Genomic DNA, 12,253 nt, shown 5'->3' with positions numbered 1-12,253 from the left:
GGCCACGTTGCTCCCCTCCGCGTTAAAACGTTGACACCCGATTATCAGAGATGATTCCGGGGTTGCGGGCGGGGTCGACAGAGGGGTAACCGGAGCCGTGACGCCGGCGTCCTCTCGGCGGATCCAACGGTCTCTCCGTGACCCAAAGGCACATTTACGCCCGCATCTTAGTCGGGCTCAACGAATGTCTCACAGCCCCTCACTGCCCGACCGCCCGCGGTTGGAGCTCGACCCCGAGATGAGCGACGCGGAGCGGTTGGAGGCGATCCGCCAGCACTACCGGCGGATCGTTCAGGTGAACGAGGAACTGGAATCGCGGCTCGCCGACGCCGAGGGGCGCCGCGGCGAGCTGAAGGACGACGTCGAGCAGCTGAAGCGCGAGAACGAGGTGCTGAAGACCACCTCGCTGTACATCGCGTCCGTCGAGGAGATCACCGACGAGGGCGTCGTCATCAAACAGCACGGCAACAACCAGGAGGTGCTCACGCAGGCCGCCTCGCGGCTCGACGAGGACCTCCGCCCCGGCGACCGCGTCGCGATCAACGACTCCTTCGCCGTCCAGCAGGTGCTCGACGACGAGACCGACTCCCGGGCCCAGGCGATGGAGGTCACCGAGTCCCCCGACGTCACGTACGCCGACATCGGCGGCATCGACGACCAGATCCGGGAGGTGCGCGAGGCCGTCGAGGACCCGCTGGAGAACCCCGAGCAGTTCGAGACGGTCGGCGTCGAGCCGCCGAGCGGCGTCCTCCTCCACGGCCCGCCGGGCACCGGGAAGACGATGCTCGCGAAGGCCGTCGCCAACGAGTCCGACGCCACCTTCATCAAGATGGCCGGGTCCGAGCTCGTCCGGAAGTTCATCGGCGAGGGCGCGCGGCTCGTCCGCGACCTGTTCGAGCTGGCCGCCGAGCGCGAGCCGGCCGTCATCTTCATCGACGAGATCGACGCCGTCGCCGCCAAGCGGACGGACTCGAAGACCTCAGGCGACGCCGAGGTCCAGCGCACGATGATGCAGCTCCTCAGCGAGATGGACGGCTTCGACGACCGCGGCGAGGTCCGGATCATGGCCGCGACGAACCGCTTCGACATGCTCGACGAGGCGATCCTCCGCCCCGGTCGCTTCGACCGCCTCATCGAGGTGCCAGAGCCCGGCGCCGAGGGCCGCGAGCGCATCCTGGAGATCCACACCGACGACATGAACGTCGCCGACGGGGTCGACCTCGGCGTCGTCGCCCGCGACCTCGACGGGTACAGCGGCGCCGACATCGCGTCGCTGGCGACCGAGGCCGGGATGTTCGCCATCCGCGACGGCCGCACCGAGGTGACCCAGGAGGACTTCGAGCAGGCCCGCGACAAGCTTCAGGACGCGGACACCGAAGACGAGCGGGTCATCAACTACCAGTACTGAACCCTCGGTCCCCGTCCTCGCCGTGCGCGTTTCGGAGCGGTCAGTTCGTAACCCCTTAGCGCGCCCGCCGCCGACTCGCCCGTAATGAACACCATCCACGTCGCCGGCGGCGTCGGAATCGCCGACACGGCGATGGCCTCCTACGACGCCGCGCTCGCGGACGCGAACCTCCACAACTACAACCTCGTGGCGGTCTCCTCGGTCGTCCCCGCCGAGGCGACCGTCGAGGCGGTCGCGGCGGCGCCCGACCTCGGGCCCGCGGGGAACCGCCTCACCGTCGTCGAGGCGCGCCGGACGGTCGGGCCGGGCGACGAGGTCGACTTCCGCGAGGGCGGTCGCGCGGGCGCCGAGGGCGCCGAGTCGAAGCGCGCGCCTCGCCGTCGCCCCGACGCGGTCGCGGGGCTCGGCTGGGCGACCGGTCCGGGGCCGGGGCTCTTCTACGAGGTGACGGGCGAGGACCCCGACGACGTGCGCGAGCGGATCGAGGCGGGCCTCGACGCCGGCGGCGACCTCCGGAACTGGGAGCTCCCCGACCGGGAGACGCGCGTCGAGACGGTCGCGGCCGAGCCGGACCGGTACGCGACCGCGGTCGTCATCGCCGCGTACGGGGAGTCCGAGCCGATCCTGTAACGGGCCGCGCGGAGAGAGGCCGGGCCGCGCCGGAGCCCCGGTCGCCGTCGCCGACGCCTTTTTGACTCGGCTCCGCGTACGGGTCGTGTCTTCGAATGAACGGCAACAACCCGTACGCCGGGGCGCCGGGTGTGACGGACGCGGGCTCGCCCGCGGCCGTCGACCTCTCTCCGGACCAAGAAAAACAGCTCCGGCGCGCGGTCGCCGGAATCGTATCGCGCACGGAATCGTACCTGCCCGACAGCTACGCCGTCGGCTCCGAGCTGTCCGTCGGCGCGGACGGCCCGCAGGCGACCGTCGCGGTGAACCCCCCGGCCGGCCACCCCGTCTCGGCCGGCTTCACGCCGGACCCGGAGGACTTGGACGCCGGCATCGCCGAGTCCGACACCGACGAGGTCGCCCGCGGGCTCGCCGCCAGCGCGGCGGTCCAAGTGATGGACGCCGTCGGCGACATCACGCCCACCGCGAAGTGACGGTCCCGGCCCGGCCGTAGACCGTTCGAGCGATCGGTCAGCCCCGTTCTCTCAGTCGTCCCCTTCCTCGTCGCGCGGGTACACCCGCAGGTCGCCCTCCCCCGGCGGCTTCAGCGTGCCCGTGACGCGGCCGTAGATGCCGAAGATGTCGTCGTACCCGTCCTCGCTCGCGAGGATCGGGACCACGCCCGGCTCCTCGACGCGGTGGGTGTACACGTCGTCCTCGGCGAACACCGCGCCCTCCGGGATCGGCTCGAAGTTCCGGAAGTGGACGTGCGGCGTCCCCCCGCCCTTCGGCACCTCCTCGCTGCCCGCGACCACGGTCGTCTCCGAGAACGTCGGCTGCTCGTCCGCGAGCGCGCCGTGGACCCGGAGGAACGCGCGACACGCCTCGTGGCCGAACTCGACGGCCTCCTCGCTGCCCTGCCGGCCCACCTCGATCGAGACGGTGTGCGGGATGGTGGAGTCGAGCGTCGTTGACCGCAGCCCGCTCGCGTCGACGACGTGGTCGACGGGGAGGCCGGTGACGGTGCGGCGGACCGACTCCGTGAGGTCGCTGAAGATGGCGAACGGCGGCGGCGCGCTGTGCGACGTGTGGAGCGCGAGCACGGCGTCGAACCCCTCCAGTTCCGCGGCGAGCCGCGGCGCCAGCGCCCGCTCGTACTCGTCGCTGTCGGCGTCGCCCGGGAACGCCCGGTTCAGGTCCGCGTCGGTGTAGCGCGTTCCGGCCTCGATCGCCGGCTCGTTGGCGAGTATCAGCCGGACGAGCCCCGCGGACCCCTCCTCACCGTCGGAGGAGTCGAGGGGCGCGAGCTCCGCTGCGAGCCGCTCTACGATCCGCACGCCGGCGGGCTCGTCGCCGTGGATCCCGCCGACGATCGCGACGCGGGCCGACCCCGCCGACCCGCGGTCGAACGTTTGCATACCGTCAGTACGTCGCGGTCCGCCCATAAATCGTCGCGATCCGCGCCCGGCGGGATCAGCGGTCGACCCGGTCGGCGAGCGCGGCCCGGTACCGCCGCGCGACGAAGCGGTCGCGCGGGTCCACGCCGATGAGCCGGAGCGACGCCGCGTACGCCACGAGTCCGACCCCGCTTCCCGCGACGACCGCCGGGGCGCCCACCAGCGTCGCACGGACCGCGTACGTCAAGGCGACGGCGACGGCCTAAATGAATATAATTATCGTTCACAATAGATTTATCACGCTCATCCCGTCCACCTACCCCATGAACGGAGGAGGACTCGCCGGCGACGGCGGCTCGGGGGGATCGCGAGACGAGGCCGCCGACGACCGACCGCGGCGGGCCGCGTCCGACGGCGGAGTGGCCGCGGGATCGGCCGGGGCGGACCGATCGGGCGTCTCGGCGGCCGCGCTCGGCCACGACCGCCCGGACGTCGAGGCGTACCGGTCGCTCGCGGCCGACTTACGCGGCGCGGTCGCGGGCGGCGTCGAGTTCGACGAGTACGCGCAGGTGCTGTACGCGACCGACGGGAGCGTCTACCAGGCCCGCCCGGCGGGCGTCGTCTACCCCCGCGGCGTCGACGACGTGCGGGCCGCGACCCGGGTCGCGGCCGACCACGGCGTCCCCGTGCTACCGCGCGGCGCGGGGTCGTCGCTCGCGGGACAGACCGTCGGGCCGGGCTGCGTCGTGCTCGACTGCTCGCGTCACATGGACGCGATCCTGTCGGTCGACCCCGGCGCCCGCCGCGCCACGGTCCAGCCCGGCGTCGTCCAGGACGACCTCGACGACCGGCTCGCAGCGGACGGCCTGAAGTTCGCGCCCGACCCCGCCTCCTCGGCGCGCGCGACCGTGGGCGGCGGCATCGGCAACAACTCCACCGGCGCCCACTCCGTGCGGTACGGGATCACCGACGCCTACACCGAGGAGCTGCGCGTGGTGCTGGCGGACGGCTCGCTCGTTCACACCCGGGAGGTCGTCCTCGACTCCCCCGAGTACGAGGCCATCGTCGCGGGCGAGGCGGCCGGCGAGCGGGAGGCCGCGCTGTACGAGACGGTCCGCGCGCTCGTCGAGGGCAACGCCGACGAGATAGCCGAGCGATACCCGACGCTCAAGCGGTCGGTCTCGGGGTACAACCTCCACAAGGTGATCTACGAGAATGACGACGGCGAGGAGGTGATCAACCTCTCGAAGCTGTTCGTCGGCGCCGAGGGGACCTTGGGCGTCGTCGTCGAGGCCACCCTCTCGCTCGTCACCCGCCCCGAGGCGACCGCGCTGGCGCTGTACTCGTTCGACACGCTCGACGCCGCCATGCGCGCGGTCCCCGAGGCGCTGGCGCTCCCGGTGAGCGCGGTCGAGCTGATGGACGACGCGGTCGTGGAGCTGGCTGCGGGATCGCCGGAGTACGCCGAGTACGCGGACCCGATCCCGGACCGGGCCGCGGCCGCGCTCATGTTGGAGTGGGACTCCGAGCTGGTCGACGACTTCGAGGCGGCTGTCGCCGACGCGAACGACCGCTTCCGCGGCGACGGCGACCGCGACGCCTTCGACGTCATCGAGGCGTACGACGAGGGCGCGCAGGCGGACCTCTGGAACCTCCGGAAGGCCGCGATACCGCTCCTGATGAGCATGGACGGCGACGCGAAGCCGTACCCGTTCATCGAGGACGCCTCGGTGCCGCCCGCGGAGCTCGCCGACTACGTCGCCGCCTTCGAGGAGGTCCTCGACGACCACGGCACCTCGGCCGCGTACTTCGCGCACGCCGGCGTCGGGACGCTCCACATCCGCCCGATCCTCTCGCTGAAGGAGTCCGAGGGCGTCGAGACGATGCACGCCATCGCCGACGACGTCACCGACCTCGTCCTGGAGCACCACGGCGCCTTCTCCGGCGAGCACGGCGACGGGCTCGCGCGCACCGAGTTCAACCCGAGGATGTACGGCGAGGACCTCTGGGCGGCGTTCCAGGAGCTGAAGTCCGCGTTCGACCCCGAGTGGCGGATGAACCCCGGGAAGGTCGTCTACGTCGACGGCGAGACCGCGGCCGAGCGCGGCTACCCCGAGGCCGCCGCCGACACCGACATGCGCGAGAACCTCCGGTACGGGCCGACGTACCGGTCGATCGAGCCGCAGACGAACCTCGACTTCTCCGACGAGGGCGGCTTCTCGGAGCTCGTCGAGCTGTGTAACGGCTGCGGTACCTGCCGCGAGACCGACTCCGGGACGATGTGTCCCACGTACCGCGCCTCCGGCGAGGAGGTCCAGACGACCCGCGGGCGGGCGAACATGCTCCGGGCCGCGATAAGCGGCGAGCTCGACGACGAGGAGATCCACTCCGACCGGTTCCAGGCGGAGGTGTTAGACCTCTGCGTCGGCTGTAAGGGCTGTCAGAGCGACTGTCCGACCGGGGTCGACCTCGCGAAGCTGAAGGCGGAGGTGAAACACGAGCACCACGAGCGGGAGGGCGCGGGGCTGCGCGAGCGGCTCTTCCGCGACGTCGACCGGCTCTCGGCGCTCGGGAGCCGGCTGGCGCCGCTGTCGAACGCGGCGGCGAGTGTTCCGGGCGCCCGCAGGGCGATGGACGCGCTCGTCGGGATCGCTCCCGAGCGCGCGCTGCCGACCTTCCGGTCCGAGAGCTTCGAGGCGTGGTTCGCGGCCCGCGGCGGCCCCGCGGTCGCCCGCTCCGAGGCGGTCGACACCGTCGTCCTGTTCCCCGACACCTACACCGACTACAGCTACCCGGCGGCCGGGAAGGCGGCGGTGCGCGTGCTGGAGGCCGCGGACGTCCGCGTCGAGGTCCCGGACGGCCTCGCGCCCTCGGGCCGCGCCGCCTTCTCGACCGGCTTCCTCGATACGGCCCGGGAGCGCGCGGCCGAGAACGTCGCGGCGCTCGCGCCCCGCGTCCGCGAGGGGCAGTCGGTCCTCTTCGTCGAGCCCTCCGACGCGGTGATGTTCCAGGACGAGTACCTGGACCTGCTCGACGGCGCGGACGTCGAGGCGGTGTCAGCGGCCGCGGCCGGCGTCTGCGAGTACCTCGACGCGCGCCGGGTCGACGAGCGGCTCTCGTTCCACGCGCCGGCGGAGACGCTCACCTACCACGGGCACTGTAACCAGAAGGCGGCGAACACGGACCACCACGCGGTCGGCGTCCTCCGGCGCGCCGGCTACGGCGTCGACCCGCTCGACTCCTCGTGTTGCGGCATGGCCGGCTCGTTCGGCTACGAGAGCGAGCACTACGAGCTCTCGCAGGCGATCGGCCGCATCCTCTTCGGGCAGGTCGCTGACAGCGACGGCGACGCGGCGACGGCGCCCGGCGCCTCCTGCCGGTCGCAGCTCGGCGACCGCGAGGGCGCCGAGACGCCGCCCCATCCGATCGAGAAGCTGGCGGCGGCGCTCGACGAGTGAGGTGACGGGGCGCGCGCCGCGTCCTCACGCCGCTCCGCGTCCCGCTCGCCGGCGCTCGCCCGCCCTCACCAGCGCTGGTGGACGTGCTCGCGGACGTGCTCGTCGTACACCTCGCTCGCGGCGTCGCGCTCGGCGTCGGAGAGCGGGGGCGCCTCGCTCGCGGCCGCGTTCGCCCGGACGTGCTCGGGCGTCGTCGACCCCGGGATCACCGTCGAGACGGCGTCGTGGTCGAGGATCCAGCGCAGCGCGAACTCGGGCAGCGGGCGGTCGTCCGGCAGGCGCTCGCCGAGCGCGTCGACCGCGTCGAGGCCCGCCTCGAAGGGGACGCCCGCGAACGTCTCGCCCACGTCGAAGGCGTCGCCCTCGCGGTTGTAGTTGCGGTGGTCGTCCTCGGGGAACTCGGCGTCGCGCGAGAGCGCGCCCGTGAGCAGCCCGGACGCGAGCGGCACCCGGCAGATGACGCCCACGTCGCGCGCGGCGGCCTCCTCCAAGAACAGCTCGGCCGGCCGCTGCCGGAAGGGATTGAAGATGATCTGGACGGTCTCGACGCCCGGGTACTCGATCGCCTTCAGCCCCTCCTCGACGCGCTCGACGCTGACGCCGTAGCTCGCGATCCGTCCCTCGTCCGCGAGCGCGTCGAGCGCGTCGAACGTCTCCGGCCGGTAGTACACGTCCGTGGGCGGGCAGTGAAGCTGGACCAGATCGAGCGTGTCCATCCCGAGGTTCTCCCGGGAGCGGTCGACGAACCGCCGGAGGTTCGCCTCCGCGTAGCCGTCCGCCTCGTGGGGGTCGAGCCGGCGGCCGGCCTTCGTCGCGACGGTCACGTCGCCCGCGGCGACCTCGTCCGCGAGCGTCTCGCCGACGATCCGCTCCGACCGGCCGTCGCCGTACACGTCGGCGGTGTCGAAGAAGTCGACCCCGGCGTCGCGGGCGGCCTCGACGGCCGCGACCGCCTCCGCCTCCGTGACCTCGCCCCAGTCGCCGCCGATCTGCCAGGCGCCGTAGCCGACCTCGCTGACCGCGCCGACGTCGCCGAGTTCGCGGTGGTTCATGTCGCCCGAACGTTCCTCGGCCGGACGCAAGGGCGTTCCGGAGGCGGGTGATCGCCGTCATCGCCGGACGTCACCCGTTGTAACGTGGAACCGAAACGACTCGGGCGTGCCATGAAGCGGCTCGGACTGGCGGTGAACGCGGCCGGTCTGCCGATCAGCGCGGCCGGCACCCTCGTGCGTTACGCACACGTGACCGACAGGTACCACTCGCAGATAGCTGATATCGGCTCCGTCGCGGTCGGATACCTCGGCGCGATCCTGTTCGGGGTGTCGGTGTCGCTCTCCGGGATCGCGCTGTCGCTGTGGGAACCCCGCGACTGAGCCCCTACTCGCCCGGGAACGGGAGGTGCGCCCGCCCCTCGTCCCACTCGGCGTTCATTACCCGCCAGCGAGGGTTGTCCAGCCACAGCGAGCGCTCGTCGCGCTCCGCGAGCTCGTGGGCCGTCGCCTTGTCGTGACCTGCGGCGCGGTGTTCGATCTCCCTGAGCTCGTGGTAGAGGATGAACCGGTCGTACTTCGCCCACTTCTCGGAGACCCAGATCTCGTTGCGCGGGATTCCGAGGTCGTCGGCCGCGGGCGGATAGATGAGCTCGCCGTCGAGAACGACGCGGTAGCAGGCGTTGTACTTCGCTATCTCTTCGTGGGGAACGTGTTCGACCGTCCAGCCCCGCTCCCGGATCGCCTCGCGTGGCGACGCCATGTGCGGACGCCCCGTCGCGCGACGGTTCAACGTTCCGGCGGCGTGCGACGTGTTCTCACCCCGCGCTCACAGCACCGCGGCGAGCGCGTCCATCGCCTCCTCGACCCGATCGACCCGCGCGTTGTGGCCCATGTGTCCCACGCGGAGGACGTCCTCCGACCCCTCGCCGAGCCCCGTCGCGAGGACCACGTCGTGCTCCTCGCGCAGCCGCTCTCGGAGCGCCTCGGCCCGCCCGGGCACCTCGAAGGCGGTCACCGTCGGAGAGCTGCGCTCGGGGTCCGGCACGGGCGCTAAGCCTAGCTCCGCGCCGCGCTCCCGGCACCGCGCGGCGGCCGCCGCGTGTCGCTCGCGGACGGCGTCGAGCCCCTCGTCGAGCAGGAGTCCGAGCGCGGCGTCGAGCGCGACGACCTCGGTCGTGAGGTGCGTGTACGGGAACCCGTCGCTCACGTCGCGGAACGGGAGGAAGTTCGCGTACAGCGAGTGCGGGTCTCGGGCCTCCATCGCGGCCCAGGCGCGGTCGCTCACCGCGGCGGTCGCCAGCCCCGGCGGCGCGCTGAAACACTTCTGGGACGCGCCGAGGCACACGTCGATCCGGTCGGTCGGGACTTCGACCCCGCCGAGCGAGGAGACGGCGTCGACGACCGTCAGGGCCGCCGGGGCCGCCGCCTCGATCCGGTCGAGCGCGGCCTCGACGTCGTTGAGCGTCCCCGTCGGCGTCTCGCAGTGGACCAGCGTGACGAGGTCGACGTCGGCGTCGTCGGCCGCCAGCGCATCGTCGAGCGCGTCGAGCGGCAGCGGCTCGTCGTGCTCGGCGGCCACGAGCGTCGGGTCGCCGCCGTACGACCCGACGAAGTCGGCGAACCCCTCGCCGTAGAGCCCGTTCGACAGGCACAGGACCTCGGTGCCCGGCTCGACGAGCGACGCGACGGCCGCCTCCAGTCCGAGGATCCCCTCGCCGCCGAGGACGACCACGTCGCGCGACGCGCCGTTCCCCGCGGCGTCGGCCGCGTCGACGCCGTACACGGTCGCGAGCCGCTCCGTGAGGCGGTCGTATATCTCCCGGAACCGCGGGTCCACGTCGGGGTTGATCAGCTCGCGGGACATCGTCTCGCGCACGGGCTCTGGGACCGCGGTCGGCCCCGGCGTCATGAGCATACGCCCCGGTTCGCGCGACGAGGCATAAACGGACCGCGAAACGACGGCTGCGGCGGCCGAAGAGGCCGTCGACGCGGGTGCGGGCCCCCGACCGCCGCGCCGACACGCTCATATGTTTCTGTCGCCTGCGTTCCGGTACGATGATGCTTCCGACCCACGTGCTGGCGGGGATGCTGCTCGCGGCCCCGCTGGTGCGCGTCGCGCCGGAACTGGCGCCGGTGGGGCTGGTCGCCGGGTTCCTCGGCGGGCTCGTCCCCGACCTCGACATGTACACCGGTCACCGGCGGACCCTCCACTACCCCGTCTACTACTCGGTCCTCTCCGTCCCGGCGCTCGTCGCGGCCGCGGTCGCGCCGTCGGCGCTCACCGTCGCCGTCGCGCTCTTCCTCCTCGGCGCGGCGCTCCACAGCGTCGCCGACATGTACGGCGGCGGCTTGGAGCTCCGCCCGTGGGAGGGGAACTCCGACCGCGCCGTGTACGACCACCACCGCGAGACGTGGGTCGCCCCGCGGCGCGGCGTCCGGTACGACGGGGCCGTCGAGGACCTCGCCCTCTCGGTCGGGCTCTCGGTCCCGCTGCTCGTGCTGGTCGACCCCCCGCTCCGCGCGGTCGTGATCGGGACGCTGGCCGTCGCGGTCGTGTACACCGCGCTCCGCCGGCGGCTCGCAGAGATGGCGGCGGCCGTGATCCCGCTGCTCCCGTCGTCGCTCGACCCGTACCTCCCCGAGCGGTACCGGTGACCCCCCGGCGAACTCCGGGAACCAAGCGCTTACTTTCCCCGCCGCACACCAGTCGATAACAGTCCGCGCCGGCGACCGCCCGTCCCGGCGCGCGGAACCCACCATGCAACAGTACCTCGACCTCGTCGACGACGCGCTCTCGTCCGGCACGTACAAACCGAACCGAACCGGCGTCGACACCATCGCGACGTTCAGCGGGCAGTACACCGTCGACCTCGCGGAGGGGTTCCCGCTCCTGACCACGAAGAAGATGGACGGCTACCGGTGGAACTCGCTCATCCACGAGGTGCTGTGGTACCTCTCGGGCGAGGAGCACATCCGAAACCTCCGCGAGGAGACGAAGATCTGGGACGCGTGGGCCGACGAGGAGGGGACGCTCGACACCGCCTACGGTCGGTTCTGGCGCCGCTATCCGGTCCCGAAGGACGACGCCGCGCTCCCGGGCGAGACGTGGCCGGACGACGCGCACCGCTGGGTCACCGTCGAGGAGGACGCCGACGGGACGACCCGACGGACCTTCGACCAGATCCAGTACGTCCTCGACACGCTGGAGGAGAACCCCCACTCGCGCCGGATGGTCGTGAACGCGTGGCACCCGGCGAACGCCGCCGTCTCGACGCTGCCGCCGTGTCACTACACCTTCGTGGTGAACGTCCAGGACGGCCGGCTCAACCTCCATCTCACGCAGCGCTCGGGCGACATCGCGCTCGGCGTCCCGTTCAACATCGCCGCGTACGCGCTGCTCGCGAACGCGCTCGCCCAGCGGACCGGCTTCGAGGTCGGGGAGTTCGGGCACACCGTCGTCGACGCGCACGTCTACTGCGGCCGCGGCGACCGCGGGAAGTGGTACGCGAACAACCTCAGGTACGTCCAAGAGCGGATCGCGAACGTCGAGAGCAAGGAGGCGTACCTCGACGTGAAAAGCTGGGTCGAGCGGACCGCGCCGGACGAGCCCAACGGCCAGGAGGGGTACGACCACGTCCCGGGCCTCCTCGAACAGCTCTCGCGGACGCCGCGCGACCGACCGCGGATCGAGATCGCGGACAAGCCCCTCGACGAGCTCACCTACGAGGACGTCTCGGTGGTCGACTACGACTCCGCGGACGGCATCTCGTTCGCGGTCGCGGAGTGATGGGGGACGCCGACGCGCCCGGGTCGGAGCGCGACGCCGACGCGCCCGAATCGGAGAGCGACGCCGATCCGGACGTGGTACTCGTCGCCGCCGTCGCGGACAACGGCGTGATCGGCGACGGCGGCGGGATGCCGTGGCACTACCCCGCCGACCTCGCGCACTTCAAGCGGCTCACGACCGGGCATCCGGTGATCGTCGGCCGGAAGACGTACGAGCGCATCGCCGAGCGCATCGGCGGGCCGCTCCCCGACCGGACGAACGTCGTGCTGACGACGCGGTCGATCGGCGACGCCGACCTCGCCGACGGCGCGGTCGTCGCGCACGACGTCGAGTCCGCGCTCTCGCGAGCGACCGCCGACGCCGCCGAGCGCGGGGTCGACGCCGTCTACGTCATCGGGGGCGCGACCGTCTACGCGGCCTACCTCGACCGCGCCGACCGGATGGTCATCACGGAGATCCCGGAGCGACCGGCGGGCGACACCCGCTTCCCGGAGTGGGACGCCGACGCGTGGACCGAGCGCGACCGCGAGACCGACGGCGACCTCGCGTTCGTCACCTACGAGCGGCGCGACGCGGAGTGACGGGCGCCGAGACGTGGCTTT

Annotated in this window: 13 protein-coding genes; 8 read left to right on the top strand and 5 right to left on the bottom strand. The window is 72.3% G+C overall.

The genetic code is table 11. From position 1 onward, the window contains the following. The first annotated feature begins 184 nt into the window (after positions 1-184). The 3 genes from EXE50_RS05225 to EXE50_RS05215 all read left to right on the top strand — a co-directional run bounded on the left by EXE50_RS05225 (position 185) and on the right by EXE50_RS05215 (position 2,511). Positions 185-1,408 (top strand): proteasome-activating nucleotidase, encoded by a 1,224-nt coding sequence (locus tag EXE50_RS05225; protein WP_053770948.1) that lies wholly within the window; start codon positions 185-187, stop codon positions 1,406-1,408. A gap of 84 nt (positions 1,409-1,492) precedes the next feature. After that, the gene (locus EXE50_RS05220) at positions 1,493-2,038 is read left to right on the top strand and encodes a pyruvoyl-dependent arginine decarboxylase (protein ID WP_137704521.1); all 546 of its coding nucleotides are present in this window, start codon (positions 1,493-1,495) and stop codon (positions 2,036-2,038) included. 95 nt (positions 2,039-2,133) lie between these two features. Beyond that, on the top strand, positions 2,134-2,511 hold the full coding sequence (locus EXE50_RS05215; RefSeq protein ID WP_053770950.1) for a DUF5811 family protein: 378 nt from the start codon (positions 2,134-2,136) through the stop codon (positions 2,509-2,511). Positions 2,512-2,562: 51 nt separating this feature from the next. Here EXE50_RS05215 and EXE50_RS05210 read toward each other — a convergent pair whose 3' ends face one another. Further along, positions 2,563-3,435: a succinylglutamate desuccinylase/aspartoacylase family protein gene (locus EXE50_RS05210; RefSeq protein WP_137704520.1), complete on the bottom strand. Its 873-nt coding sequence runs from the start codon at positions 3,433-3,435 to the stop codon at positions 2,563-2,565. Between the two features lie 55 nt (positions 3,436-3,490). Next, the gene (locus EXE50_RS05205) at positions 3,491-3,661 is read right to left on the bottom strand and encodes a hypothetical protein (protein ID WP_240471126.1); all 171 of its coding nucleotides are present in this window, start codon (positions 3,659-3,661) and stop codon (positions 3,491-3,493) included. 76 nt (positions 3,662-3,737) lie between these two features. On the opposite strand from EXE50_RS05205, the gene EXE50_RS05200 reads away from it, so the two are divergent. Continuing rightward, positions 3,738-6,872, top strand: coding sequence for an FAD-binding and (Fe-S)-binding domain-containing protein (locus tag EXE50_RS05200; protein WP_137704519.1), 3,135 nt, complete (start codon positions 3,738-3,740; stop codon positions 6,870-6,872). Between the two features lie 65 nt (positions 6,873-6,937). Here EXE50_RS05200 and EXE50_RS05195 read toward each other — a convergent pair whose 3' ends face one another. After that, positions 6,938-7,924 carry an aldo/keto reductase gene (locus EXE50_RS05195; RefSeq protein WP_137704518.1) on the bottom strand — a complete coding sequence of 329 codons (987 nt, stop codon included), beginning with the start codon at positions 7,922-7,924 and terminating at the stop codon, positions 6,938-6,940. Between the two features lie 111 nt (positions 7,925-8,035). On the opposite strand from EXE50_RS05195, the gene EXE50_RS05190 reads away from it, so the two are divergent. Continuing rightward, positions 8,036-8,245, top strand: a complete 210-nt coding sequence (locus EXE50_RS05190) for a hypothetical protein (protein WP_137704517.1) — start codon at positions 8,036-8,038, stop codon at positions 8,243-8,245. A gap of 4 nt (positions 8,246-8,249) precedes the next feature. Here EXE50_RS05190 and EXE50_RS05185 read toward each other — a convergent pair whose 3' ends face one another. Together EXE50_RS05185 and EXE50_RS05180 are read right to left on the bottom strand one after the other, a co-directional pair. Then, positions 8,250-8,624: a hypothetical protein gene (locus tag EXE50_RS05185; RefSeq protein WP_053770954.1), complete on the bottom strand. Its 375-nt coding sequence runs from the start codon at positions 8,622-8,624 to the stop codon at positions 8,250-8,252. Positions 8,625-8,690: 66 nt separating this feature from the next. After that, entirely contained in the window at positions 8,691-9,779 is a 1,089-nt protein-coding gene (locus EXE50_RS05180; RefSeq protein ID WP_137704516.1) for an alanine--glyoxylate aminotransferase family protein, read from the bottom strand. A gap of 143 nt (positions 9,780-9,922) precedes the next feature. Here EXE50_RS05180 and EXE50_RS05175 point away from each other — a divergent pair, with 143 nt between their 5' ends. The 3 genes from EXE50_RS05175 to EXE50_RS05165 all read left to right on the top strand — a co-directional run bounded on the left by EXE50_RS05175 (position 9,923) and on the right by EXE50_RS05165 (position 12,232). After that, positions 9,923-10,519: a metal-dependent hydrolase gene (locus EXE50_RS05175; RefSeq protein WP_199236373.1), complete on the top strand. Its 597-nt coding sequence runs from the start codon at positions 9,923-9,925 to the stop codon at positions 10,517-10,519. A 103-nt stretch (positions 10,520-10,622) separates the two neighbouring features. Continuing rightward, complete coding sequence (thyA, locus tag EXE50_RS05170) at positions 10,623-11,651, top strand: thymidylate synthase (RefSeq protein WP_137704514.1); 1,029 nt, start codon at positions 10,623-10,625, stop codon at positions 11,649-11,651. After that, positions 11,651-12,232, top strand: coding sequence for a dihydrofolate reductase (locus EXE50_RS05165; protein WP_137704513.1), 582 nt, complete (start codon positions 11,651-11,653; stop codon positions 12,230-12,232). Before thyA ends, EXE50_RS05165 begins: the two co-directional genes overlap by 1 nt. Positions 12,233-12,253 lie beyond the last annotated feature (21 nt).

It is taken from the genome of Halorubrum sp. ARQ200 (assembly GCF_005435115.1).
In the GTDB taxonomy this organism is placed as follows: Archaea; Halobacteriota; Halobacteria; order Halobacteriales; family Haloferacaceae; genus Halorubrum; species Halorubrum tropicale.
This window is presented reverse-complemented; position numbering and strand designations above follow the sequence as displayed.